Source organism: Citrobacter sp. GW821-FHT02E08 (assembly GCF_059421685.1).
The window spans coordinates 54757-80451 of record NZ_JBWKVL010000012.1 but is presented as its reverse complement, the minus strand read 5'-3'; the positions used below and the strand labels follow the sequence as shown (position 1 = coordinate 80451).

At 52.5% G+C, this 25695-nt stretch carries 21 protein-coding genes and 1 pseudogene; 6 read left to right on the top strand and 16 right to left on the bottom strand.

The annotated features are described in order from the left end of the window. Positions 1–35: 35 nt before the first annotated feature. The gene (locus AC07UY_RS15670; protein WP_203359274.1) at positions 36–725 is read right to left on the bottom strand and encodes an LrgB family protein; all 690 of its coding nucleotides are present in this window, start codon (positions 723–725) and stop codon (positions 36–38) included. Further along, positions 718–1128 (bottom strand): CidA/LrgA family protein, encoded by a 411-nt coding sequence (locus tag AC07UY_RS15665; RefSeq protein ID WP_494660393.1) that lies wholly within the window; start codon positions 1126–1128, stop codon positions 718–720. The genes AC07UY_RS15670 and AC07UY_RS15665 overlap by 8 nt, the downstream gene beginning before the upstream one ends. Before the next feature lie 103 nt (positions 1129–1231). Here AC07UY_RS15665 and AC07UY_RS15660 point away from each other — a divergent pair, with 103 nt between their 5' ends. Beyond that, positions 1232–2134, top strand: a complete 903-nt coding sequence (locus AC07UY_RS15660) for a LysR family transcriptional regulator (RefSeq protein ID WP_494660392.1) — start codon at positions 1232–1234, stop codon at positions 2132–2134. Positions 2135–2190: 56 nt separating this feature from the next. Here AC07UY_RS15660 and AC07UY_RS15655 read toward each other — a convergent pair whose 3' ends face one another. From AC07UY_RS15655 to soxR, 5 genes and pseudogenes are all read right to left on the bottom strand, one after another. Continuing rightward, entirely contained in the window at positions 2191–2682 is a 492-nt protein-coding gene (locus AC07UY_RS15655; RefSeq protein WP_494660391.1) for an REP-associated tyrosine transposase, read from the bottom strand. A 249-nt stretch (positions 2683–2931) separates the two neighbouring features. Next, positions 2932–4578 carry a Na+/H+ antiporter gene (locus tag AC07UY_RS15650; protein ID WP_203359276.1) on the bottom strand — a complete coding sequence of 549 codons (1647 nt, stop codon included), beginning with the start codon at positions 4576–4578 and terminating at the stop codon, positions 2932–2934. A gap of 153 nt (positions 4579–4731) precedes the next feature. Then, positions 4732–6081 (bottom strand): guanine/hypoxanthine transporter GhxP, encoded by a 1350-nt coding sequence (gene ghxP / locus AC07UY_RS15645; RefSeq protein ID WP_494701511.1) that lies wholly within the window; start codon positions 6079–6081, stop codon positions 4732–4734. 331 nt (positions 6082–6412) lie between these two features. After that, positions 6413–7082: pseudogene (locus tag AC07UY_RS15640) on the bottom strand (glutathione S-transferase family protein). Between the two features lie 357 nt (positions 7083–7439). Continuing rightward, complete coding sequence (soxR, locus tag AC07UY_RS15635) at positions 7440–7898, bottom strand: redox-sensitive transcriptional activator SoxR (RefSeq protein WP_203359279.1); 459 nt, start codon at positions 7896–7898, stop codon at positions 7440–7442. 86 nt (positions 7899–7984) lie between these two features. On the opposite strand from soxR, the gene soxS reads away from it, so the two are divergent. Beyond that, positions 7985–8308: a superoxide response transcriptional regulator SoxS gene (gene soxS / locus AC07UY_RS15630; RefSeq protein ID WP_162381798.1), complete on the top strand. Its 324-nt coding sequence runs from the start codon at positions 7985–7987 to the stop codon at positions 8306–8308. A 2-nt stretch (positions 8309–8310) separates the two neighbouring features. On the opposite strand, the gene AC07UY_RS15625 is transcribed toward soxS, so the two are convergent. Next, on the bottom strand, positions 8311–9897 hold the full coding sequence (locus tag AC07UY_RS15625) for an EAL domain-containing protein (protein WP_494660389.1): 1587 nt from the start codon (positions 9895–9897) through the stop codon (positions 8311–8313). 761 nt (positions 9898–10658) lie between these two features. On the opposite strand from AC07UY_RS15625, the gene AC07UY_RS15620 reads away from it, so the two are divergent. Next, entirely contained in the window at positions 10659–10940 is a 282-nt protein-coding gene (locus AC07UY_RS15620) for a YjcB family protein (RefSeq protein WP_494660388.1), read from the top strand. 105 nt (positions 10941–11045) lie between these two features. Here the strand turns inward: AC07UY_RS15620 and ssb1 are convergent, their stop codons facing one another. Then, a complete protein-coding gene (gene ssb1, locus AC07UY_RS15615; RefSeq protein WP_192613760.1) occupies positions 11046–11576 on the bottom strand; it encodes a single-stranded DNA-binding protein SSB1 in 531 nt (176 codons plus the stop codon). Positions 11577–11826: 250 nt separating this feature from the next. Between ssb1 and uvrA the strand changes: the two genes are divergently transcribed. Then, positions 11827–14649, top strand: coding sequence for an excinuclease ABC subunit UvrA (uvrA, locus tag AC07UY_RS15610; protein WP_276293146.1), 2823 nt, complete (start codon positions 11827–11829; stop codon positions 14647–14649). 61 nt (positions 14650–14710) lie between these two features. Here the strand turns inward: uvrA and AC07UY_RS15605 are convergent, their stop codons facing one another. Together AC07UY_RS15605 and aphA are read right to left on the bottom strand one after the other, a co-directional pair. After that, positions 14711–15061, bottom strand: coding sequence for an MmcQ/YjbR family DNA-binding protein (locus tag AC07UY_RS15605; RefSeq protein WP_192613762.1), 351 nt, complete (start codon positions 15059–15061; stop codon positions 14711–14713). Positions 15062–15201: 140 nt separating this feature from the next. Beyond that, positions 15202–15915 carry an acid phosphatase AphA gene (gene aphA / locus AC07UY_RS15600; RefSeq protein WP_494701510.1) on the bottom strand — a complete coding sequence of 238 codons (714 nt, stop codon included), beginning with the start codon at positions 15913–15915 and terminating at the stop codon, positions 15202–15204. A 319-nt stretch (positions 15916–16234) separates the two neighbouring features. Here aphA and AC07UY_RS15595 point away from each other — a divergent pair, with 319 nt between their 5' ends. Together AC07UY_RS15595 and AC07UY_RS15590 are read left to right on the top strand one after the other, a co-directional pair. Then, positions 16235–18058 carry a sensor histidine kinase gene (locus tag AC07UY_RS15595; protein WP_494660387.1) on the top strand — a complete coding sequence of 608 codons (1824 nt, stop codon included), beginning with the start codon at positions 16235–16237 and terminating at the stop codon, positions 18056–18058. After that, positions 18048–19406: a sigma-54-dependent transcriptional regulator gene (locus AC07UY_RS15590; protein WP_203359284.1), complete on the top strand. Its 1359-nt coding sequence runs from the start codon at positions 18048–18050 to the stop codon at positions 19404–19406. The genes AC07UY_RS15595 and AC07UY_RS15590 overlap by 11 nt, the downstream gene beginning before the upstream one ends. Here AC07UY_RS15590 and AC07UY_RS15585 read toward each other — a convergent pair. The 5 genes from AC07UY_RS15585 to lpdA form a co-directional block, all read right to left on the bottom strand. Beyond that, positions 19395–20468 (bottom strand): Ldh family oxidoreductase, encoded by a 1074-nt coding sequence (locus AC07UY_RS15585; protein ID WP_203359285.1) that lies wholly within the window; start codon positions 20466–20468, stop codon positions 19395–19397. The two genes, AC07UY_RS15590 and AC07UY_RS15585, sit on opposite strands and share 12 nt — an antisense overlap. Positions 20469–20479: 11 nt before the next feature. Continuing rightward, positions 20480–21979: a DASS family sodium-coupled anion symporter gene (locus AC07UY_RS15580; RefSeq protein WP_494701509.1), complete on the bottom strand. Its 1500-nt coding sequence runs from the start codon at positions 21977–21979 to the stop codon at positions 20480–20482. Positions 21980–22190: 211 nt separating this feature from the next. Further along, a complete protein-coding gene (gene sucD / locus AC07UY_RS15575) occupies positions 22191–23063 on the bottom strand; it encodes a succinate--CoA ligase subunit alpha (protein ID WP_162381770.1) in 873 nt (290 codons plus the stop codon). Positions 23064–23075: 12 nt separating this feature from the next. Further along, positions 23076–24245 (bottom strand): ADP-forming succinate--CoA ligase subunit beta, encoded by a 1170-nt coding sequence (gene sucC / locus AC07UY_RS15570; protein ID WP_494701508.1) that lies wholly within the window; start codon positions 24243–24245, stop codon positions 23076–23078. A 24-nt stretch (positions 24246–24269) separates the two neighbouring features. Beyond that, positions 24270–25688 (bottom strand): dihydrolipoyl dehydrogenase, encoded by a 1419-nt coding sequence (gene lpdA, locus AC07UY_RS15565; protein WP_494660385.1) that lies wholly within the window; start codon positions 25686–25688, stop codon positions 24270–24272. Positions 25689–25695 lie beyond the last annotated feature (7 nt).

Genomic DNA, 25695 nt, shown 5'->3' with positions numbered 1-25695 from the left:
AGTACGCAGAGTAATGAACATTGCCGACAGCAAAATCAGAACATAACTCTGGCAACCAGCGGCGCCGCCAGCACGGTCACAACCCCTGAAAGCATCATAACCAGACTGGCCACAACCCCTTCCTGCTGACCCAGTTCATAGGATCGCGCGGTGCCCGCGCCGTGGGAAGCGGCGCCAAACCCCGCCCCTTTTGCCATCCCTTCACGAATAGAGAGACGCAAAAACAGCGCATCGCCAACCGCCATGCCAAATACCCCGGTGACCACAACAAACAGCGCGACTAAATCCGGTTGCCCACCCAACGGTTCTGCTGCCGCCAGCGCAAAGGGCGTGGTGATGGAACGCACCGCCAGACTGCGCTGGATCTCATCCGGCAATGTAAATAAGCGCGCCAGCCACACGGAACTGGTGATAGCCACCACCGTCGCCGTCACCACGCCTGCGGTCAGCGACATCCAGTGGCGTTTGATAATCGCGATGTTATCGTAAACCGGTACGGCAAACGCAATGGTCGCCGGGCCGAGCAACCACAACAACCAGTGCGATTCGCCAATATAGTTTTGCCAGGAGATATGTCCAAACACCAGCATCAACACCAGGAGCGCAGGAGTGAGTACCAGCGGCATTAACGGCAGTTTACGAAAACGACGGTACAGACGTTTGTTGGCGAAATAGATAACCAACGTGACAGCCAGGCACAGTATGCTTAACTGGAAATTACTCACGGTTTAACCTGCTTAACTCGTAGCGATACACTTTGTCCACCACCCACGCGGTGGTGCCCAACACCATCAGGGTGCTGATGGCGATCACCGCAAAGATTCGCCATCCGTCCACCAGCAGCAGTTGCGTGTAGTTGACGACAGCGACCACCGCCGGAATAAAGAACAGCAGCATTTCGGCCAGCAACCAGTGTGCGCCCGCCCGAACCCATTTGAGCGGAACTACCCGACAGACAATCAACGCCAACATCAACACCATCCCGACCAGATTGGCGGGTAACGGCAGATGCAGCCAGACGACGAGATATTGGGCAAAAACAAATAAACCTGCATACAGCAGTACCTGAACCGGTACCTGGAGTCGTTGCACAACGGCAGGCGTAACGCGGCTTATCGCCACAGCCATGAGGAAATGTCCTGAAAAATAATACGAAGCGCCAGTATAGAGAGCCTCCGCCCTGGACTGAAATGAATTAAACTCATTGCAGGCATAGTCTTAAGGAATAATCATGGATATCAGAACGCTGCGTTATTTTGTCGAGGTGGTGCGCCAGCAAAGTTTCACCCGCGCAGCGGAGAAGTTATTTGTCACCCAGCCTACCATCAGCAAAATGCTGAAGAACCTTGAAGATGAACTCAACTGTACGCTGCTGATCCGCGACGGGCGGCGGCTTTTGCTGACCGATACGGGGCGCGTGGTCTTTGAGCGCGGACTGGCGATTCTCGCAGAGTTCCGCCAACTGGAAGCCGAACTGGGGGATATTAACCATCTCAACAAAGGCGTGTTGCGCCTCGGCATTCCCCCAATGGTGGGCATGTTAATGGCGGGACCAATTAGCCTGTTTCGCCAGCGCTACCCCGGCGTGGAGCTGAAGATTTCAGAGTTTGGCGGCCTGACGGTGCAGCAGGCGGTGAGCAATGGCGAGCTGGATGTCGCCATGACCGCGCTGCCTGTCGAAGAGGAAAGCGGACTGGCAACGTTGCCGCTCTTCAGCCATCCTCTGTGCGTGCTGGTGCCGCGCTCCGGCCAGTGGACGAAGTGCGAGTCGATTTCCCCGGAGGCGTTGGCGGAACACCCATTGCTTATCTACAACGAAGATTTTGCGTTGAGCCGCCAGTTGATGCAGCTTTTTCACCAACATGGCGTGAAGCCGCGTATTGCCGTGCGTAGCGGGCAGTGGGATTTTCTGGCGGCCATGGTGCAGGCGGGCGTTGGCATTGCCATTTTGCCGGAACCGATTTGCCAGCGTCTGGATAAGAACACGCTGCGCTGGCTCCCGCTGGAGAGCGACTTGCGCTGGCAGTTGGGGATGATTTGGCGCGAAGGCGTTTACCTGTCGCATAGCGCCCAGGCATGGTTGAAATGTTGCGAAGGGTTTTGGTTAACGCAGGAACGGCGCATTGCCCGGTAAGCGAAACGCCACCGGGCGCACAGGCTGGATTTGTAGGCCTGATAAGCGCAGCGCCATCAGGCTCGTTCACCTGCACATAAGTCGGCCACTTCACCGGCCCAGTTTTCTGGATACAAACCAAGCCTCACATCACGATGAAACGAGGAAAAAGGCCATTCGCTCACCCGCTTAACCCAGCCATGCTTAATGGGATTGAGATAAATATAATCAATGTGGTGATGGTAATCACGTTCATCCCGGAGGGTGTGTTCCCAGAATCGCGGTTGCCAGACCTGGTTTAAGCGCAGTGTCTTACTGAATCTTTTTTTAATCTCCCGCCAGCGGCAGGAAAAGTCATATTCGTTGTCAGGCAACGTCCAGATACAGTGCATATGCTCGGGCAAGACAACCCAGGCATTGATGTAAAATGGCTTATTTCTTTTAACCGCCCAAATAGCATCGCGAAGCGCAGTGATTTGCGTTGTCAAAAGATGACTTCTGCGATTGCGCAGGTTAACCGTAAAAAACCATGTCCCACCGTTAATATAGTTGCGCCGATAGTCAGACATATTCCCTCCTTTTTTCGCAACATAGAAGGATCAGAGGGAAGCAGCAAGATAGCCAGATTAATTCAGGAATGCGGCTCGCAAAGTGGGTTGCCGGATGGCGGCGCTCGCGCCTTATCCGGCCTACAAAGAGCCCAACAGGTATTGTAGGTCTGATAAGCGCAGCGCCATCAGGCACGATCACCTACGCATCGTTGCCGAATGTGTATGCGCATTGCCCGGTAAGCGAAACGCCACCGGGCAACACGAGGTTTACTGATTTTCGATCAGCAGCGCTTCCAGCAAATCGAGATCGTGCAGCAGTTTCTGCAACGTTTCATTGCTGATTTCGCGCGTGGCGCGCAGGTGATACAACTCGGCGCGTTCGGAGCGTAATGCCGCCAGACGGAATCGCCGCTCAAGGTTTTCTTCCTGCATTGAACTTTCGACATCATTACGTCCATCGGCACGACGGCGCAAATTACCAATCACGCGGGAACTGACCTCCGTCAGCAACTGGTTATCGATGTTCTCTTCGCTATCCGCCGCCAGACGTTCTTCCATTTTCTGGATGGCGACAATCGCCACCTCAGCCGTCGCCGCCCGCGCGATCCGCATCTCTTTCTGCTGCTGAGAGTGGTCGGCCACTTCCAGATGTTGCAGCAGAATCGGCAGCATCACCACACCGACAAACAGCGAGAATAAAATCACCCCTGCGGCCAAAAAGACGAGTTCGTAGCGCGCGGGAAAGACGCTGCCATCAGGCAGCAGCAGCGGGATAGAAAGCACACCCGCCAGGGTGATCGCCCCACGAACACCGGCAAAAGAGGCAATCAGAATCTCACGCGTCGTCCAGGAGCCAAACTCCATTGGTTTTTTCTTCAGGAAACGCTGGCTGAAATTTTTCATCGTCCACAACCAGCCAAATCGTACCAACATCAGCGCCACGTAAATCAGCACAATATCGGTAAACAGCATCCACATTTCAACGTTCGGATCGGCTTCTGCCGCCACCAGCGACGATTCCAGAATGCCCGGCAATTGCAGTCCCAATAGCAGGAAGACCATGCCGTTAAACACAAACTCCAGCATCGCCCAGGTACTGTTAGCACGCAGACGCATCGCCAGCGGCGCGCGGCGCATAACACCAGAGCGGGTGATGGTCATCCCCGCCGCCACCGCCGCCAGAATGCCGGACACGCCAATATGTTCCGCAATCAGGTAGGAGGCAAACGGCAGCAGGAACAGCAGAACGATTTGGGTTGCCGGTTCATCGCCACCCCAGCGGCTCAGGAAGCGCAGAGAGCGACCATAGAGCCAGCTGACCACAAACCCCGCCAGAACCCCACCAGCCGCCACCTTAAAGAACTCTACCGTTGCGCCGCCGATGGTGAACACCATCGTGCCCATCGCCACAGCCACCGCAAACTTCAACGACACCAGGCCGGAGGCGTCATTCATCAACGCTTCGCCTTGCAGGATGCCCATAATTTTTTTCGGGATCCGCCCTTCACCGACAATCCCGGAGAGCGCCACCGCATCGGTCGGCGACAGTACCGCCGCCAGCGCGAAGGCCGGTATCAGCGGAATACCCGGCACCAGCCAGTAGATCATAAAACCAATCCCGACCACCGTGACGATCACTAACGCCAGCGCCAGCCCCAAAATCTCTCGCCCGTGCTCAAGGAATTCGCGGGTCGGCGTCTTCCAGCCATCCGCAAACAGCAGTGGCGGGATAAAGAGAACCAGAAACAGTTCAGGGTCAAATTCCACATGCAAACCAAACGTTGGCCACGCCAGCAACGCGCCAACGGCGATCTGCATGAGAGGGAGAGGGAGTTGAAAGGGCAATACGCGAGTCACTACCCCGGACAGCGAGACCACGAGGGTCATAATGAGTATCGTGAAGAAAATTTCCATGCGATCCCTGTTTGCGATGTTTCTTATGATAAGTACTGAGAGGCGTCGTGCCTCAATTCTATCTTCCTCAGAGTAACGCAAAAGACAACGGGATGTGCTCCGAAAATAAAAACGGGCGGCAAAAGCCACCCGTTTTTAGAGGGTTCGACAGGATTAGATAGCCCAGCCGCCCGCGTAGAATGCGACCAGCGCCACCGCGATCACCACCGTACCGATGTTCAGCTTACGCCATTCGCCAGAGACCAGACGACCGATCACCAGCGTCGCAAAACCGATCATAATGCCGGTCACGATGTTGCAGGTCAGGACGATAAACACCGCCGTGACCAAACCGGCCATCGCATCGACAAAATCAGCAAAGTCGATTTTTCCCACGTTGCTCAGCATCAGCAGGCCGACATACATCAGTGCTGGCGCAGTTGCATAGACCGGCACCAGGTAGGAGAGCGGGGAAAGGAACAGGATGAACAGGAACAACACGCCAACGGTAATGGCCGTCAGACCAGTTTTTCCGCCTGCCGCCGTACCGGCTGCTGATTCAATGTACACCGCAGCCGGAGCCGCACCGACCAGCCCGGAGAATACGCTGCTCAGGGAGTCCGTGGTCAGCGCTTTACCGCCGTCGATAATCTGCCCGTCTTTATCCAGTAGGTTCGCCTGACCGGCGACCGCACGGATTGTGCCTGTGGCATCAAACACCGCCGTCATCACCAACGCCAGTACGCTCGGCAGCACAACAGGGTTCAGCGCGCCCATAATGTCCAGGCTGCCAATCAGCGAGTTACCGTTCTCATCGCTCAGAGACGGCATGGCAAAAATACCGGAGAAATGCACGTTCGGGTCGAAGATCAGGCCAACAACGGAAATACCGATGATGGTGAGCAGAATGCCGCCAGGCACTTTCAGTTTTTCCAGACCGACAATCACCGCCAGACCAATCAGCGACATGATCACCGGGAAGGAGTCAAAATGACCCAGCGCAACCGGCAGGCCGTCCAGCGGGTTCTTAATGACCAGACCCACGCCGTTCGCGGCAATCAACAGCAGGAACAGACCGATACCAATACCCGTACCATGCGCCACACCCTGCGGCAGGTTTCGCAGGATCCAACTACGGATACCCGTTGCGGAGATGACTGTAAACAGGACGCCCATCAGGAACACCGCGCCAAGCGCGACCGGTACGCTGATGTGCTGGCCCAGCACCAGACTAAACGCAGTGAAGGCGGTCAGAGAAATCGCACAACCAATGGCCAGCGGCAGGTTTGCCCACAGACCCATCACAATCGAACCCACACCCGCCACCAGACAGGTCGCCACAAATACGGCAGCTGGCGGGAATCCTGCTTTACCCAGCATCCCCGGAACGACGATCACAGAGTAGACCATCGCCAGAAACGTCGTTAATCCGGCAACCACTTCCTGACGGACGGTACTTCCACGGTGTGAAATTTTAAACCAGGCGTCGAGTGAACCGCCGGTACGCGCTGAAGGCGTAGACATAGAAAACATCCCCTGAGAGTTTATTTTTCGTCGATATGCGTGGTGGACATTCCACTGCCAGCGAAACGTCATCTCCATGTGCTACGTTTGCGACAATAGGGGTGTCGCAAAAAAGCAAACGTTTAGCTCCGCGCATAAAAAACGGGTAGTAAAAAAAAGCAAACGATTATCCAGCGATTCTACGGGGGTTTTCAACCTAACTTTGTCCCTTTTTACGCATTTCTTTTTAGAATGGCGAAGAAACAGACAATCGATGCGCAAACGTTATCGTCAATGCGCAATCTGATAACAATTTTCTCCTGCGCTGTTCATAAATCAACCAGAAAACATCTTACCCGCCGGGGATCTCGAATGCGCCGCCCTGATGAATCGCGCGTTGCCAGGCGGGTCGCGCCTCCACCCGTTTTTTCCAGGCGCTGATGTGCGTCAGGTCCTCAATTCCGCTTCTGGCAAGCAGCGCAAACAGCGGGAAACTCATTTGAATGTCCGCCATGCTGATATGCTCTCCGGCAAACCAGGGGCGTTCCGCCAGATGCGCATCAATATAGCGGGCATGCGTTTCCAGTTGCGGATTGAGCCAGGCTTTTTGCACCCCTTGTCCCAGCACGCCGCCCAGCGTACGCAACCCAAAGGGGACGGGAGGTTTACCGAGGCTCACGAAGACCAACTTCAGCAGTAACATCGGCATCAGCGAACCTTCGGCATAATGAAGCCAGAACCGGTACTGCCTTTTCTGTTCGCTATCAACCGGTTTAAAGTGTCCTGCGCTGTCATAGGTTTCCTGCAAATACTCAAGTATTGCCCCGGATTCGGCGAGGATGGCGCCGTTGTCTTCAACCACCGGGGAATTTACCAAGAGGGTGGATTTTTTTCAGCGCCGGCGGCGCCAGCATCGTCTTTTCACGCTGATACCGAATAATCTGGTACGGCAGCGATAACTCCTCTAATGCCCACAGTACGCGCTGGGATCGGGACTGATTCAAGTGATGTACTGTCAGCATGTTTGCCTCCTGTTTTTCATTCCAATTAACTATAGAAAATTGTCGAAGATGGCGTAAAAATTTCGGCTAAATAATCGGCATAACAGTGGCAAACCTGCGGTCGTGGCATACAATTACAGTATCAACACAGACCGGAACCTCCACCACGTGCTCGACTGAGGGGTGTTGATGTCGGGGGAAACCCTCCCGTGAACCAGCGGGATAGAGTGAAAGACAAAGACCGGAAACAAACTAAAGCGCCCTCCTGTGGCGCTTTAGTTTTGTCCTGTTATGACTGGAGCGCGCGTTTTTGGTCCTGCAAAAACGCGTAAATGACAACCCTGATACGCATCGTGCCAGCGGGTCAACACAAACCGTTTAATCATCTTCCAGCAATCGCGCGCCCGTCCCCTGCTCGCCTAACTGATCGCCAGGGTTACGCAATGGGCAGTCGCTACGTGAAAGACAACCGCAGCCAATACAGCCGTCCAGTTCATCACGCAGCGCCTCCAGCGTGTGGATGCGCCTGTCCAGCTCCTCACGCCATTGCGATGAAAGCTGCCGCCACTCTTTTACACTCAATGTATGGCCTTCCGGCAGTACGCCCAGCGCCTCGCTAATGGTCGCCAGGGGAATGCCAATTCGCTGAGCAATTTTGATGATCGCCACATAACGCAACACATCGCGTTTATATCGTCGCTGATTGCCGCTGTTGCGAATACTGCTGATCAGCCCTTTGCTTTCGTAAAAGTGCAAAGCGGATACCGCCACGCCGCTACGCTTTGCCACCTCGCCCGGCGTCAAAAGGGCTTTAATGCGGGGTAATTTCTTTTCCATAAATCGCTTTACCTCAAGTTAACTTGAGGAATTATACTCGCCCGCAGACAAAACGACGAATTGAACACTGAGAAAGAGGCAGCAATATGTCCCATCAGCAGATTATTCAAACCCTTATTGAATGGATTGATGAACATATCGACCAACCGCTGAACATTGATGTGGTCGCAAAAAAATCAGGTTATTCGAAGTGGTACTTGCAGCGAATGTTCCGAACGGTGATGCGCCAGACGTTAGGCGACTATATTCGCCAGCGTCGGCTCCTGCTGGCCGCCGTTGAACTACGAACGACCGAACGCCCCATTTTTGATATTGCGATGGATCTGGGATATGTGTCGCAACAAACCTTTTCGCGTGTCTTCCGCCGCGAGTTTGATCGCACCCCCAGCGACTATCGCCATAGCCTGTAATATTACTGCTCGTGCTGCATCATGCTCACGAGCGGTCGTTGTAACCATTGCATGAACTCTTGCGGCGGTAGCGCTTTCGCAAAGTGCCATCCCTGACAGTAATGGACACCGCGCTTAAGCAACCAGGTAACCTGCTCTGGTGTTTCCACCCCTTCCGCAATGGTCTTCAGACGCAGGCTTTGCGCCATTTCAATAATATGTTCCGCGATAAGATGGCTGGTACTGTTGGTGGTCAACGTATCGACAAACGATTTGTCGATCTTCAGAATGTCGACATTCAACGAATACAGATTGTGCAGGTTCGAATACCCTGTGCCGAAATCATCAATGGCGACTTCGTAGCCCGCCTGACGAAACGCCTGAATCACCGGCGTCATTTTGGGCACATCAATAAATCCGCGCTCCGTCACTTCCACTTTAATTTGTTGCGCAAGCACCGAATGCTGGCGTGCTTTCTCAGCGATTAACGCAATCAGGCGCGAGGAGTGAAAGTCGGAAGCCGAGAGGTTGATCGAAATATACAGATGGGGATGCCGCGCCAGGAAATGGCCCAAATCATTGAACACCCCTTCGACGACATAATCCGTAAGCTGTTCAATCATGCCCTCTTTTTCTGCCAGTTGGATAAACTCCGTGGGGCTCATGACCTGCCCTTCACATCCCGGCCAGCGTAACAGTGCCTCCGCACCGACGCATTTTTCATTTTTGACATCAATGATCGGCTGGTAATGAACACAGAGTTGACGTTTATCAATCGCACGCTGCAGCAAACGGCGGGGAGAGTGATATTCCCGGCGGGTACGCCACCCCATCAGCAGCAAAATACTGCTACAGATAATGCCTAACGGCAGTGTCAGCGTGGCCTGGTGATACAGATTCTGGTAAAAACGATCGCTTGAAGACGAAACAATCACCGCAATCGGGCGTTTTTCGGAATGCACAATAGTGTAGAAACGATTGTCTTCCTGAAAAACTAATTTATCACGGCGTATCAGCGGGAGTAATTGTTCAACATTGGCCCACTCGCTGACAGAGAAAAATGATTCGGTGACCGTATCGTACACTCCCCAGGCCAGGGACTGATCGTCAGACATCACTTCGCTGTAAGATAACGGATTTATCACCGCCACATAGTTTCCCCTTTGCATATACGTCATTTTATAGCCTGCAAAAAAAGGGGTATCGCGATAGTAATAAATAGCGGTATCAGGTTTTCGTTGATAATTGGCGGAGGGAATAATATAAGGACTGGCGGGTGCCATAACGGTCGAACACAAGAAATGATCGCCCTGGGCATAAATTAGCTCGCTAATATACAAGCGACCACGAATAATATTCAGCATGCGTTGCTGATGCGCAGAAGTGCACGCTTTGCCATGATACTGTTCTGCTGCATCACGCGCTAAATCAGCCTGTAAGATAACCAGCTCTGTTTTATCTAACGCCAGTTGTGCAAAAGAGTGAAGTTGGTTATGCGTTTCTGATACCGCGCGTCCCTGAGCGAACCATAGCGCCAGCATCACGGGGAGCAATGCCACCATGATTGTTCCGAGGAACTTCAGCATCTTGCTGCGCGCACTACGATTCATTTCAGCCCTATTTCCCTGCAGTATATGTGCCTGTCATCATCAAGGCTGGATGTTCTGGCTCAATAATTCGAGTTGCAGGACCAGGCGTAGTGACACGGCACGTAAAAGCGAACCCAGGCACTAACAAAACGCAATGACCGGGGTGAACGAATGCAGCCGTAGCACATGCAACTTGAAGCACGTCGAGTCTATAACAAACAGGTGATTAAATTGCATGAATCTATCAACATTAGCAACAGACTTTTCTTAGTAAAAGTCTGATATTGACGGATGATGATAATATTTTCCCGTAAGGCAAACTTGAAGTTACGCTTATTTTTATTAAGGAATACGCGGCCCGACAAGGATTCGGATTTTTCTTAAATGAATGACATGCGTATTTTTAAAAAATTTCGTTAATTTTTCTGAATGGTTAATTTTACTGAAAATATAAAAGGGTAATAAAGATACATCTTTATTATCCAACGCCTGGCGCTAAATAATTTGAATAACAGCGCATGCAACCTGAAACATGACCACCAGAAATCCTCTCCCATCCTTGTTTACCACATATTTATCGTGGTTATAAAACAGGCAAAAAAGGGCGTCCCACGCTGGCGAATAAATCACTCAATGTGATATAGTTCACAAAACAAATGAAACAAAAACAACGTTTCATTAAGTCTTGTTCTCAAAGCCCGCCGATAACCAGAGTGCGCCACGTCTCCCGTGAACAGCACCGTGCTGTCCAGGGCAGCAGCTACTCTCAGAGGATTTGTTTCATGGCAACCATCACCACTGGCGTGGTTCTTCTCCGCTGGCAATTGCTGAGCGCCGTGCTCATGTTTTTAGCCAGCACGCTGAATATTCAGTTTCGTAAATCAGACGCGATTGGGCTGTCAGTCATCAGTAGCGCTCTTGGCGTGGTCTCCGCCTGTTGGTTTGCAACCGGTCTGCTCGGTATTACTCTGGTGGATATCTCGACCATCTGGAGCAATATCGAATCGGTGATGGTGGAGGTGATGAGCCATACGCCACCCGAGTGGCCGATGGTGTTAGTCTGATATTGAGAAGAGCCTCCTCCGTGGAGGCTTTTTATTAGGCAATAAAAAACCCCCTGTCGAGACAGGGGGTTGCAGAAAACACGTTACCGTATTAACCCATCATTATCAGAACGGGATGTCGTCATCGAAATCCATCGGCGGTTCGTTAGACGGCGCTGGTGCAGACTGCTGCGGACGAGACTGCGCGCCGCCGCTGAACTGATTGCCGCCCTGAGGCTGCTGAGGCTGACCCCAACCACCCTGCTGCTGACCACCTGCACTACCGCCTGCCGGAGCACCGCCGCCCTGACGGCCACCCAGCATCTGCATGGTGCCGCCCACGTTAACCACCACTTCCGTCGTGTATTTTTCTACGCCGGACTGATCGGTCCATTTACGGGTGCGCAGCTGACCTTCAATATAGACCTGAGAACCTTTACGCAGGTATTCGCTGGCCACTTCCGCCAGTTTGCCAAACAGCACAACACGGTGCCATTCGGTCTGCTCTTTCATCTCACCGGTCGCTTTATCACGCCAGGATTCGGAAGTAGCCAGCGTAATGTTGGCAACTGCGCCACCATTCGGCATATAGCGTACTTCCGGGTCCTGGCCCAGATTACCGACGAGAATCACCTTGTTTACGCCTCTGCTGGCCATGATCGTGTCTCCTGAAAAACGTTTCTTAATAAGTGTAAGCGCGGGATTGTAGCATTTCCAATAGCGCTTTTACTACGTTGCGAGGTCGATTCCAGTCAACAACCTCAGCCGGACATTGTTGCACAGGCACCTGCGTTTTGCATTCCAATACTGGATATCCATTCAGGTTTTATTGTGTCATAATTAACCGTTTGTAGTCACCGGTGGCTCCATGCGACCGGGCAAAAAGCGTTTAATCCGGGAAAGGTGAATGGATAAGATCGAAGTTCGGGGCGCCCGCACCCATAATCTCAAAAACATCAACCTCGTCATCCCCCGCGACAAATTAATTGTCGTGACCGGGCTTTCGGGTTCTGGCAAATCCTCGCTCGCTTTCGACACCTTGTATGCCGAGGGGCAGCGTCGTTACGTTGAATCCCTTTCCGCGTATGCGCGTCAGTTTCTGTCGCTGATGGAAAAGCCGGACGTCGACCATATTGAAGGGCTGTCGCCCGCCATCTCAATTGAACAGAAATCGACGTCCCACAACCCGCGCTCCACGGTAGGGACAATTACCGAAATCCACGACTACCTGCGTCTGTTGTTCGCCCGCGTCGGTGAGCCGCGCTGCCCTGACCACGATGTTCCGCTGGCGGCCCAGACCGTCAGCCAGATGGTGGATAACGTGCTGTCGCAGCCAGAGGGAAAGCGCCTGATGCTGCTGGCGCCGGTAATCAAAGAGCGTAAAGGCGAACACACCAAAACGCTGGAAAATCTGGCGAGCCAGGGCTACATCCGCGCCCGTATTGACGGTGAAGTGTGCGATCTTTCCGATCCGCCAAAACTGGAACTGCAAAAGAAACACACCATTGAGGTGGTGATTGACCGCTTCAAAGTCCGCGACGATCTGTCCCAACGCCTGGCCGAATCCTTTGAAACGGCGCTGGATCTTTCCGGCGGTACGGCGGTGGTGGCCGACATGGACGACCCAAAAGCGGAAGAGCTGCTCTTCTCCGCCAACTTCGCCTGTCCGATTTGCGGCTACAGTATGCGTGAACTGGAACCGCGACTGTTTTCATTCAACAACCCGGCGGGCGCCTGCCCGACCTGCGACGGCCTTGGCGTACAACAGTATTTCGACCCCGACCGGGTGATCCAGAATCCCGAGTTGTCGCTGGCGGGCGGTGCTATCCGCGGTTGGGACCGTCGTAACTTCTATTACTTCCAGATGCTGAAGTCGCTGGCTGAGCACTACAAGTTCGACGTGGATGCGCCGTGGGCCAGCCTGAGCGCGAACGTTCACAAAGTCGTGCTGTACGGTTCGGGTAAAGAGAACATTGAATTTAAGTACATGAACGATCGCGGCGATACCTCAGTGCGTCGCCATCCGTTCGAAGGCGTGCTGCACAATATGGAACGACGTTATAAAGAGACGGAATCCAGTGCGGTACGCGAAGAGCTGGCGAAGTTCATCAGCAATCGTCCGTGCACCAGTTGTGAAGGTACGCGCCTGCGTCGTGAAGCACGCCATGTGTTTGTTGAAAATACGCCGCTACCTGCGATTTCCGACATGAGCATCGGCCATGCGATGGATTTCTTCAACAACCTCAAACTCGCCGGTCAGCGTGCGAAAATCGCAGAGAAAATCCTTAAAGAGATCGGCGATCGTCTCAAGTTCCTCGTCAACGTCGGCCTGAATTACCTGACGCTTTCCCGTTCTGCGGAGACGCTCTCCGGCGGCGAAGCGCAGCGTATCCGTTTGGCCAGCCAGATTGGCGCGGGGTTAGTCGGCGTGATGTACGTGCTGGATGAGCCGTCGATTGGTTTGCATCAGCGTGACAATGAACGTCTGCTGGGAACGCTTGTCCATCTGCGTAATCTTGGTAACACCGTTATCGTCGTAGAACACGACGAAGATGCGATTCGCGCCGCTGACCATGTGATCGATATCGGTCCTGGCGCTGGCGTTCATGGTGGTCAGGTGGTCGCAGAAGGCACACTCGACGATATCATGGCGGTTCCTGAATCCCTCACCGGCCAGTACATGAGCGGCAAACGCAAGATTGAAGTGCCCAAACAACGCGTTGCAGCGGATCCGGAGAAAGTGCTGCGACTGACAGGCGCGCGAGGCAACAACCTGAAAGACGTGACGCTGACGCTGCCCGTGGGCCTGTTTACCTGCATTACCGGCGTTTCCGGTTCCGGTAAATCCACCTTGATTAACGACACGTTGTTCCCGATTGCGCAAACGCAGTTGAATGGCGCAACGCTTGCTGAACCCGCGCCGTATCGTGATATTCAGGGTCTTGAACATTTTGATAAGGTCATCGACATCGACCAAAGTCCGATTGGCCGTACACCGCGCTCCAACCCGGCGACCTATACCGGCGTATTTACCCCCGTACGTGAACTGTTTGCCGGTGTACCGGAATCACGCTCGCGCGGTTATACGCCGGGGCGCTTTAGCTTTAACGTGCGTGGCGGGCGCTGCGAAGCCTGTCAGGGCGATGGCGTGATCAAAGTCGAAATGCACTTCCTACCGGATATCTATGTGCCGTGCGATCAGTGCAAAGGCAAACGCTACAACCGCGAAACGCTGGAGATTAAGTACAAAGGCAAGACCATCCACGAAGTGCTGGATATGACTATCGAAGAAGCACGCGAGTTTTTTGATGCCGTTCCGGCGCTGGCGCGTAAGTTGCAAACCCTGATGGATGTCGGTCTGACCTACATTCGTCTCGGTCAGTCAGCAACGACGCTCTCCGGTGGTGAAGCGCAACGCGTGAAACTGGCGCGCGAGTTATCCAAACGCGGTACCGGGCAGACGCTCTATATTCTGGATGAGCCAACAACCGGTCTGCACTTTGCGGATATTCAGCAGTTGCTGGACGTGCTGCATCAGTTGCGCGATCAGGGCAACACCATTGTGGTGATTGAGCACAATCTGGACGTGATCAAGACGGCGGACTGGATAGTCGATTTAGGCCCGGAAGGCGGCAGCGGCGGCGGGGAAATCCTCGTTTCCGGTACGCCAGAAACCGTTGCAGAGTGCGAAGCCTCACACACTGCCCGTTTCCTCAAACCGATGCTGTAGTGGTACCAATGCCGCTTCCTGGTGTGTCAGGAAGCGGCACTCATCGCCCCGAAGTTCAGTGTTATATCAACTGTTTACGTTTCTCGTCAGGTAGGGTGTTCACTGCCTGCTGATAAGAGGCGTCAACCAGGTAATAGATCTGCGAATCCGGCAGAGAGCCATCCAGATATACCGTGCTCCAGTGCGCTTTGTTCAGATGTCGACTGGGACGCACGTCGCTGTGTTGCTGGCGCAACAACTCTGCCAGTTCAGGGCTGGTTTTCAGAGAGACTGCAGGACGTTCTTCCACCTCTTTCACCATCGCGAAGAGGACATCTTCCACTTTAATTTGTGTGGCCTTCCAGTCGCTGTGCACGCTCTGCTCTGCGCCTGTTTTTGCCATGCAATATTGCAGTAACTCCGAATTGGTCATCTTTATTCCCCTTACACGCATGCCGCCCACTGAGAACATCTTTTATTCAGTGTGCAGCAAGTCAGCGAAAGGTAAAAGTGAACAGCTCAATTTTGTTTAAAAAAACAGCAAACCGGCAAGCGCAACGTTCGCCCGCTGTCTTAATATTCTGAGTTGACGATCACTTCTTCACCAAACGCACCTGCCTGCGGCAACGGTTTGTAGGTTGAGTTAGACGCACGCAGAATACGAACGCCACGAATCCCCACATCACGAGCGGCGGTGATATCGTTATCCGAATCGCCGTAGAACATCAGGATATTTTTACTCTGCAACCACTGTGTTTTGGTGTTCTGGCCTGCTTTATCACCCGCGAAAATCACCGGGTTCATCGCCGTTGCCGGAATATGGAAGTTATCGGCCAGCGTTTTGGAGACGGTTTCAGTTTTCGTCTGGCTACGTCCGGTAACAAAGAAGATGCTGTCGCCGCGGCGGACGTGCATGTCAATGAGCTGACGCGCAACCTCTTTCGGAATGCTGAACTCATCCCAGCCATTATTCATCTTCTCCCAGAACGCCGGATTCTTCAGGTAATCCTCACTGTCCGGAGACCAGGTTTTTTTGCCGCGCCAGAAACCAGGGCTGGAAAACAGAACGGTGTCATCAATATCAAATCCGACGGCCATCGGCGGGCGCCCTGTCAGACTGTTTTCAATTTGTGCAACAGAGACCCAGTGAATGGGGGCTTGCTCTGCGAGCTTAGCGACATTGGTTCCGGGGTGTAATGGAGAAGGAGAAGAGGCCAGAGCTTCGGCGGGACCGTTTAGTGTGAACAATAAGCAAACGGCGCTCAATGCCAACGTTATCTTGCGCATATTTTTCCCTAAATAGTCAGCGAGTTATGATTATAAAATTGAGCCTGCGCTCAACAAAACTCTCTGACCATAACCCCGGAGGGGGGTTAAGGGAAGAATTATCTCCGGTTTTGTTATAGAAAAAGAGCATGATCACACCCGCTCCTTAATTTATGTTACTGAATGTAATATTTTCCGATATAACAACCTGTGTGATAAACCACACAGTACCCGATGTATTCTGCTCACTTACTCACACAATGGTACTATTTCATTTCTCATCATCACTGCGTAAGGAATATACTGGTCGCATTTATCATTACTCGTCCGTGGATACTGAATGAGAACACCATGCTCTTTTATTATTAAAAATAGATGGCGCTTTCACATCACAAGTATTTTTCTCCTGTTATTAATGCTGACTATCTCTGTCTTATTTTTGCATATGCGTTTTATGACCTTAGTCGGCACTGATAAAATGCGTTTAGAGATGTACAAGTCAACATTATACTCAACAATAGATCAATATTATATTTTACCTTATATGTTGTCGATGGATAATATAATAAAACAGTCTATGGACCAACCCGATGATAATGTTTCCGAGAGCCTTAATAAGCATGTTGAATACTTCAACACACAATTAAAAACAGCGGCGATATTTATTCTTAATGCGCAAGGTAAAACCATTGCTTCCAGTAACTGGAGGCAACCCGGAAGTTATGTAGGTCAGGACTATAGCTATCGCCCCTACTATAAACAAGCGATGATGGGGCTGAACGGCAGATTCTACGGTATCGGCAGTACAACGAATACCCCAGGATTCTTCCTGTCTACCGGTATCAAGCGCGAGGGAAAAATCGTCGGCGTCGTGGTCGTTAAAATCAGCCTTAATGACATTGAAAACGTATGGGCAGAAGGCCCTGAAAATATCATTGTGAGTGATGAACACAGCATTATATTTTTAAGCTCAAAGTCACAATGGCGAATGAGAACCTTAGAACCATTACCTTCTCAAATAAAAGAAAAATTACAATTAACTCGCCAATATAGTTTAAGCAATATTTTACCTGCCGATTATTATCCATGTTTCACATTTAATGAATTTATTTTCTTAAAAGAGAAAGCAAATCAATTTTGTTTATTACCGCGTTTTTACACTCAGCAAATTTCCATTCCAGAATTTAACTGGAAAATGACCATCATTGTGCCATTAGATAATTTCTACTGGACATGGGCAATTTCACTGGTAATCACCCTCATTTTGTATTTACTGGTACTGGTTATCATCAAATACTGGCGTATGCGTTCGCATGCTCAACAGTTATTAACACAGGCAAATGAAACGCTTGAGATGCAGGTTAAAGAACGTACTTATGCCCTTGAGTCCATGAACCAAAAACTGCTTCAGGAGATGAAAGAACGCAGCCAGGCAGAGCACATTATTCAACTGACACGCAGCGAACTAGCAGAATCCAACAAGCTTGCCGCCTTAGGACAGATGGCAACAGAAATCGCCCATGAGCAAAACCAGCCGTTGGCCGCGATCCATGCCCTGACGGACAACGCCCGCACAATGCTGGCGAAAAAGATGTATTCACAGACAGACCAGAATCTCAAATACATCATTTCCGTTGTCGAACGAATGACTCAGTTAATCTCGGAACTAAAAACCTTCGCCTCCCGCCATCGGGTGCCAAAAGGTTCTGCAGATGTGATTAAAGTGATGTACAGCGCGGTCGCGCTGCTGAATCACAGCATGGAAAAAAATAATCTTGAACGCCGGATTAAAGCACCGTCCAGTCCTCTCTTCGTCGGTTGTGATGAATTAGGTCTTGAGCAGATCTTTAGTAATTTGATAACCAATGCCCTGGACGCAATGGAAGATCAGCAACGTAAACGTCTGGATATATCAATTTATAAGGAAGATCATAAAGTTATCATCACACTGAAAGATAATGGCTGCGGATTTTCACCCCAAATTATTGAGCGAATATTTGAAGCGTTTTTCACCACCAAACGTCGAGGTATTGGGCTCGGTCTCGCTATTGTCAGCGAAATAGTCAGAAACTCAAATGGAACAATCCACGCCAGTAATCATCCGGAAGGTGGTGCGATGATTACTTTATCATGGCCAGAATGGAGAGAAGACAATGGTAAATAATGCAAGCGATATTACCATTATTTATATTGAGGACAGCGATGATGTGCGCTTTGCCTGCGAGCAAACGCTGACCCTCGCAGGTTATCGAGTGATATCTTGTTCTAATGCTGAGCAGAGTTTACCGGTGATTGAGAGTCAAACGAATATTATTGTACTCACTGATGTCAGACTTCCCGGGATATCCGGTTTAGAGTTATTAAACCGTATTATTGAAATCGATGCCAAAATCCCCGTCATTTTAATCACGGGTCATGGCGATGTTGAAATGGCCGTTGAAGCCATGCGCAATGGCGCCTGCGATTTTATTGAAAAACCCTGTAGCTCCGATAAATTGCTCAGCATTATTGCCAGTGCGGTGGAAAAACGCCGACTGGTATTAGAAAACAAGCAATTACTCACCCGTTTGCAACAAGAAAACGGTCCGATTCTGATTGGTCGTAGCCCGCAAATGCAGCAATTGCGAAAAATGATCATGAATGTCGCTGATACAGATGCCGATGTGCTTATTTACGGCGAAACCGGCTGTGGCAAAGAAGTTGTCGCCCGCATGTTGCACCACTGGAGCACCCGCCATAAAGGTCAGTTTGTCGCATTAAACTGTGCAGGATTACCTGAAACCCTCTTCGAGAGTGAAATTTTCGGTCATGAACCCGGCGCGTTTACCGGCGCGCTGAAAAAACGGATTGGGAAAATAGAACACGCTAACGGCGGTACACTCTTTCTGGATGAAATTGAAGGCATGCCACCGGGTATGCAGGTGAAACTATTACGTGTACTGCAAGAACGAACCATTGAGCGACTCGGCGCCAACCAATTAATTCCGGTGAACTGCCGCGTTATCGCCGCGACAAAAGAAGATCTGCTACGCCAGAGTGAAGAAAATAATTTTCGCGCTGACCTTTATTACCGTCTGAATGTGGTGAGCCTGAGTATTCCCCCTCTGCGCCAGCGACGGGAAGATATTCCAGAGTTATTTTACTGGTTCGCCAGTCAGGCTGCGCAAAAATACAATCGCCCCCTGCCCGATATTTCACCGATGCTGCTTGCCTGGCTGCAATCACAAAGTTGGCCAGGCAATGTGCGGGAACTTAAACACAATGCCGAGCGCTTTGTATTAGGATTATTGACCCAGCACCAGTCAGTGCCGATGACCCAGCAAGAAGAACGAGGTCTGACCGCCTGTATTGATGCGTTCGAGAAAAAGCTCATTGAAGATATGCTGCGACAAACAGAAGGCCAGGTCAGTTTGACTGCGCGGCTACTGCAACTGCCGCGCAAGACGTTATATGACAAACTGAATAAGCACCAGATTCAGCCCCAGCTCTACCGGTTAGATTCAACCAGCTAGCGCAGGCGTCTGGGGATGCAGACCCAAATCAATCCCTTTACGGGCGTAGTGTTCCACGACCCATGACCAGAACGCGGCCGGGATCGCAATCGTTTTGCTGTTGCGTTCCCGCGTTTCGGCCTCCGGCATCCCAGGGTAAATGACCGGCCTGCCCCCCGGCTGCGGCCGGGTCGCCAGCAGGTAGTCGGCAAAAAACTGCCCCTTCGCCTCTGCCTGATCGCTGAATTTTGCGGGATCAATGACCAGGGCAAACAGGTGGTTATGCGCGGATCCATCGGCCTGATGATCTTCTGCGATCGTATCCCCACCGGACAAGATCCCCGCCATCATTTCAATCATCAACGCCAGACCAAAGCCTTTATGTTCGCCAAACGGCAGCAGCGCCCCCGATGGCGAGGTAAACAGCACCCCCGGATCGGTGCTGGGATTGCCTTGCGCATCAATCACCTGCCCCGGTGCTGCCTGTTTGCCCTCAACAGACATCACCCGCGCTTTGTTCAACGCCATGCTGCTGGTCGCAAAATCAACCAGCATCGGCGGCCTGCCGTCGTTAAACGGCCAGGCAAAACAGAACGGATTGGTCGTCATGCGGGCCTGCGCTCCCCCCCAGGGAGCGACCAGCGCCGGTCTTCCGGTGACATTGCTCATCGCCAGCATCGCCAGCCCTTTATCGCTCGCCATCTGGCCGAAGTGTCCCATACGCCCTAAATGGTGCGCGTGGCACAAAGTGAGCAGACAAAATCCATGCTCTTTTGCTCGCTCAATGGCCGCATTCATCGCCACTTTTGCCGCGTGCTGGCCAAAACCATTATGGGCATGGTAACGCAGCAGATGGCCTTCGCTGACCAGCGCTTCTGGCCGGGCGTTGGGTGTCACGTCGCCTCTGGCGATGTTCTCAAGATATTTAGGTAATAGCGTGACGCCGTGGCTGGGAAAACCATAACGTTCAGCCTCAATCATGTGTTCAGCGACATCCTGGGCGATATCCGCATCGCAGCCGTTCAACTCAAGTAATCCAGCCGTTAACCAACGGACTTTTTCCAGTGCAATTTGCAGTGACATGGCGTATCTCCTTACATCAGACCCAGAAATTTCCACCAGGTGGCGGCAAAAAACAGCAGTAGCAAATAGCCAATCACCGAGAGCCAAATCCCCACGCGGGTGAACTGGCGCGGCGAGAAGGTATCGGTCCCCAGACACACCATGTTTTGCGGCGCATTAATCGGCAAAATGAAACCAAAACTCACGCTAAAGGCCAGCAGAATGGTCATACCAATAGGGTTAACGCCCAGTTCCGGCGGCAGACTGCTCAACAGGCTGATCAGAATCGGCAACAGCGCGGCGGTTAACGCAGTGGCGCTGGCGAATCCAAGGTGGATGACAATCAGGAACGCGGCGAGAATGGCGAAGATCGCCAGCGGAGGTAACGCGTCCAGACCAAAACCTTGCACGACGTAATTCGCCATCCAGGATGCCGCCTGGGTATCAAGCAGCGTAGAACCGAGGCTGATCCCGATACCAAACATCAGCAACGTCCCCCACTGCACGCGCTTCTCAACTTCTTTCCACTGCATCACACCAATGCCCGGCATCAGCATGACCGCCAGCCCTGCCAGCGTCACGGAGGTCGTGTCGATACTGTGCAGTTTTCCGCCAGTCGACCAGAACACCAGCAGCAACAACGAGATAGCAATCAGACGTTTTTCTTTGCCTGTCGTTGGCCCCAATTCCACCAGCGCTTTTTTAATCGCATCGCTGCCTCCTTCAACCGCTTCCGTTTCCGGCGGCAGCAGTTTTCGGGCCAGGAAGTAGAGGATCACTGACATCGCCAGGCTCCAGGGGGCACCCGCTAACAGCCAGTCGAGCCAGCTGATCGAATGGCCAGCACCAAAGGTTTTATTGATAAAGCCGATGGAAAGCAGGTTCTGCGCGGCGGAAGTCTGGATACCCACGTTCCAGATACTGGTTGCCTGAGCGATAACAATCATCATGGATGCCGCTAGGCGGGAGTGTTTATCGACCTTAAATGCCGCAATAACCCCCATCATAATCGGCACGACACAGGCAGTACGGGCCGTGGCGCTGGGAACCACCAGGCTCAATACGATGGTCACGACAATCGCGCCAATAATAATGCTCCGGCTACTGGCGCCTATTTTTGACATGGTAAATAACGCGATCCGCTTATCCAGACCGGTTATCGTCATTGCCGCTGCAATAAACATCGCCGCCGCGACCAGGGCGAGCGCAGAGTTAGAAAACCCTGAGAGCGTCATTTTCAGGGCTTTCTCTGTTCCCAGAATGGTCTCCGGATGGTTCATATCCGGCGCAAAGCCAACCATAAAAATAATCAACGCCGAAATGACAATCGCGCTGGCGGTATAATCCATCGCTTCGCTTATCCAGACAATGATTGCAAAAACTAAAATCGCAATCATATGTTGCCCGGCGACCGGTAATGAGTCACCTAGCGGCAGGAACATAATAATAAGACCGGCAATAATGGCGAGCAATAAACCGGGGTTAGGAATGATGCTACGCTTTTGCGCAACATTATTAGGGACTGATGACATAATCACCTCAACGTGAAAGATAAAAGACCTGTTTCTCTAATGCAGGTGTTATGCCATCTTTTTAAAATACACTAAGACACTGTTATTCAAGGTATTTGATAAAAATCACTCTCGATAAAATGCGTGAATTTCCGCACAGGTAAAAAAAGGTGAATATAAAACCGCACACATAAAAAAGGGGGCTTATCGCCCCCTGTTACATTGCCGTTAATTACTTAATGGCATTCCATAATGTCTCGCCGATTAATGCTGGGTTTCTTGTCCAGGCCATACCCGCCTGATCAAAGGCACGGAATTTATCTTCGGCACTGCCGCTACCGCCAGAAATAATGGCTCCGGCGTGTCCCATACGTTTTCCTTTCGGTGCAGTAACACCCGCAATATAGCCAATGACCGGTTTGTTCATTTCGTGACGAATAAACTCTGCGGCGCGTTCTTCTGCATTCCCGCCAATTTCGCCAATCATAATGACCGCATCGGTTTGCGGATCATCAGCAAATAAACGTAGCGCATCAATAAAGTTCGTTCCGGGAACCGGATCGCCGCCAATACCAATACAGGTCGACTGGCCTAACCCCAGCGCCGTGGTCTGTGCAACGGCTTCATAGGTTAATGTCCCTGAGCGGGAAATAATGCCGATGCGTCCTGGGCGATGAATATCGCCAGGCATAATACCGATCTTACACGCCCCTGGCGTAATAATGCCCGGGCAGTTCGGGCCGATTAAACGGACATCCGGATGACAATCCAGCAGGCGGCGTACTTTCACCATATCCAGCGTTGGAACGCCTTCGGTGATCACCACAATCAATTTAACGCCAGCCTCAACGGCCTCAACAACCGAATCCAGAACAAACGGCGCAGGCACATAAATCACGCTGGCATCCGCTTCTGTCTGTTTCATCGCCTCTTTCATCGAATTGAAAACGGGGCGATCCAGATGCAGTTGCCCGCCTTTCCCTGGCGTGATGCCGCCGACGATGTTTGTGCCATACGCGATCGCCTGCTCGGTATGAAACGTCCCATTTTTACCGGTAATGCCCTGCACCAGAACCCGGGTATGCTTATCAATCAAAACGCTCACGCTAACCTCCAGTTAATTCAGTAATGCGATAATGCGCTTAGCGGCATCATCCAGAGAGCCAACGGCTTCCACCGCGAGGCCGCTTTCCGCCAGCAAACGTTGCCCTTCAGCCGCATTATTGCCAGACAGACGTACAACGACCGGTAAGGTAATTTCCGTTTCCCGCAGGGAGTGAATGATGGCGCGGGCGATCATGTCGCAACGCACAATCCCACCGAAAATGTTGACCAGAATGGCCTGTACTTTGTCGTCAGAGACAATCAGCCTGAACGCTTCGCTGACGCGTTCCTGCGTCGCGCCGCCGCCCACATCAAGGAAGTTAGCCGGTTGCTCGCCATAGAGTTTGATGATGTCCATGGTCGCCATCGCAAGCCCAGCGCCATTGACCATGCAGCCGATATTGCCGTCCAGCGAGACGTAGTTGAGATCGAGTTTTGCCGCCTGGCTTTCGCGAGGATCTTCCTGCGTTTCATCGCGCATCGCCTGCAATTCCGGGTGGCGATAGAGTGCGTTGTCATCTAACGACACTTTCGCGTCAGCGCACATAAATCCACCGTCTTCACGCAGCACCAGCGGGTTAATTTCCAGCAGGGCAAAATCCAGCTCGTTAAAGGCCTTCCAGGCCTGGTTCGCTAAACGACTGAACGCCGGGAACAACGTATTTTCAAGGTTCAAAACCGTGAACATCTCCCGAATATGGCAGGGTTGAATGCCCGTCAGCGGATCCACGCTGACGCTGCCGATTTTCTCAGGCGTCTCATGAGCGACTTTTTCAATCTCGACCCCACCTTCCGCGCTGACAATAAACGTCACACACTGACTTTCACGATCCACCACCATGCCAAAGTAGAGTTCCTGGCGTACCGGGTAGATGTTTTCACACACCAGGATGCTGCTGACATACTGGCCTTCGGGTCCGGTCTGATAGGTGACCAGCTGCGAGCCGAGCATTTGCTCAGCAAAGGCTTCAGCCTGCTGGAACTGCGTCAGCACCTTCACGCCGCCCGCTTTGCCGCGTCCTCCGGCATGTACCTGCGCTTTCAGCACGGCGCCTTTGCTTTCGCTGGCGATGCGGCTCCACGCCTCTGGCAACTCCGTAATATGTTGAATAGCAACTTCTTTCGGGCATGGCATTCCCATGCCGGCCAGCAAGGATTTGGCCTGATACTCATGTAAATTCATAATGTCTCTCGGTGGTATTGAACGTTATCCGTGGAGCGCCTGTTTATTCAGCGCCATTGCCGCTTCGTGTATGACTTCACTCAACGTGGGATGCGCATGTACCGCGCAGGCGATATCTTCGCCCGAGGCGCTAAACGTCATCGCCAACCCAATTTCGTTAATCAGTTCAGAAGCCTGCGGGCCGACAATCGCCCCGCCCAGTACGCGATCGGTGCGTTTGTCGGCGTAGAGCGTACAGCGCCCGCCATCCTGCCCCAGCGCCAGCGCGCGACCGTTGCCCGCAAACAGTGAATGACCTTTGGTGAAGTCGATACCGGAGGCTTTCAGCGTCGATTCGCTTTCACCCACCCACGCCACTTCCGGCTGGGTGTAAATCACAGAAGGGATCAGCGAGAAGTTGACCGGCTCGACGGGCAGTCCCGCAATTTGATCGGCGACATTCAGACCTTCCTCCATCGCTTTATGTGCCAGCATCGGCCCACGTACGACATCGCCAATCGCCCACAGACCGGGTTTTCCCGTGCGGCACAGCGCATCAACCTCAATGCCGCCACGCCCATTCGATGCCAGCCCCAGCGCCGCCAGATCAATCCCGGACAAACGTGGCTCACGGCCAATGGCGACAATCAGCTTGTCGACGCGCGTTTCCTGTACTTTTCCGCCCTGCTGCCAGCGAATAACGACCTCGTCACCCTGGCGTTCGACCACATCAATGCTGACCCCGAACTGCATCTCCAGACCGCTGGCAACCATCGCTTTACGCACTTCGTTCGCCATTCTCGGCTCCAGTGCGGGCAGGAAGGTTTCCGCCATTTCCAGCAGCGTGACCTGTGCGCCCACGCGATTCCAGACAGAACCAAGCTCCAGGCCGATCACCCCCGCGCCAATCACCCCCAGACGCGCCGGGCATTCGGTTAATGACAGCGCGCCGCGATTATCCAGAATGTGCGTGTTGTCCGTCGCCACGTCCGCAAGCTGGCGCGGCTGTGAGCCAGTCGCAATCACCACATTTTTGGCGCTCACCGTCTGCTCGTTGACCTGCACCTGCCAGAGCCCCTCATGCTGTTCCCGCAGCGTTGCCTGGCCAGAAATATGCGTCACCTTATTTTTTTCAAACAGCAGGCGTATCCCCTGTGTCAGGCGACGCACGATGGCGTCTTTACGCTGGATCATCGAAGGAACGTCAAACGACACCTCTTTGACCTTAACGCCGTGGATCGCCGCTTCATGCTGGATCTGGGCAAACAGTTCGGACGATTGCAGCAGCGATTTTGACGGTATACAGCCGACGTTCAGGCAGGTGCCGCCCGGCGACGGTTCGCCTTGCGCGTTGACCCCATCATCAATACACACCACATTCAGCCCGCGCTGCGCCGCCCGGAGCGCCGCTACATATCCACCGGGACCGCCACCGATGACCGCGACGTCAAAAAATGCACTCATCACTCTT